We start from the raw sequence: 808 nt of genomic DNA, 5'->3' as shown, positions 1-808 counted from the left end.
GACCAGGCCCGGCGGGGTCGCCACGCGGCGCCGGGCGGCGGCGCGCACGGCGTCCCAGCGCGGGTCGCGCTCGGGGTCGGTCTGCTCGGCCATCACCGCTCCCTCAATTCGGCGAGCAGCGCCACCCTGGCGCGGTGCAGCCGGGAACGCAAGGCGCCGACGTTCACGTCGAGCACTTCGGCGACCTCTTCGTAGCTCAGCCCTTCCAGCTCGCGCAGCACGAGCGGCACCCGCTGGGACACCTCGAGCCTGCCGATCGCCCGCAGCACCGCGTCCACCTCCTCCGCGCGCACGACCCGGCCTTCGGGGCCCGGGACGGCGAGCGCCGCCGTGTCCACAGTGGACTGGCCGGCGGGTTCGTCCAGCGAGATCGTCGGCTTGCGGCGGCGCAGCAGGGCGAGCGCGCTGTTGGTGACGACCCGGTAGAGCCAGGTCGACACCGCGGACTCGTGCCGGAACGTGCCGAGCGCGCGCCACGCGGCCAGCCACGACTCCTGCACGACGTCCTCGGCCTCGGCGGGGCTGCCGGTGATCCGCAGCGCGACCCGGTACATCCGGGGCGTGTGCTCCCGCACGAGCGCGCCGAACGCGGCTTCGTCCCCGGCCGCGGCCCGGGTGGCGAGGTCGGCGTCGCCGCTCACCCGGCGGCCCGGCGGTAGCGCAGGAACGTGAAGCCGTCTTCGACCAGGATCGACGCGAGCGAAAGCCGGCGCGGGACGGCCGCGGGACCGGTGGCGATCCGGTCCGCCGTCCCGGCCACCAGGAGCGGCGCGACGGTCAGGCACAGCTGGTCGACGCGGTCGGCGGC

Annotated in this window: 1 protein-coding gene and 1 pseudogene; both read right to left on the bottom strand. The window is 76.1% G+C overall.

Annotated features, from left to right (window positions below):
• Window positions 1–92: 92 nt before the first annotated feature.
• Window positions 93–641 carry an RNA polymerase sigma factor gene (locus tag G3I65_RS22040; protein ID WP_160697787.1) on the bottom strand — a complete coding sequence of 183 codons (549 nt, stop codon included), beginning with the start codon at window positions 639–641 and terminating at the stop codon, window positions 93–95.
• Window positions 638–808, bottom strand: a pseudogene (locus G3I65_RS57440) (pyrimidine reductase family protein); the annotation flags it as partial. The pseudogene G3I65_RS57440 and the gene G3I65_RS22040, both read right to left, overlap by 4 nt.

The sequence above is a fragment of the Amycolatopsis sp. SID8362 genome, from assembly GCF_010550475.1.
GTDB lineage: Bacteria > Actinomycetota > Actinomycetes > Mycobacteriales > Pseudonocardiaceae > Amycolatopsis > Amycolatopsis eburnea.
This window is presented reverse-complemented; position numbering and strand designations above follow the sequence as displayed.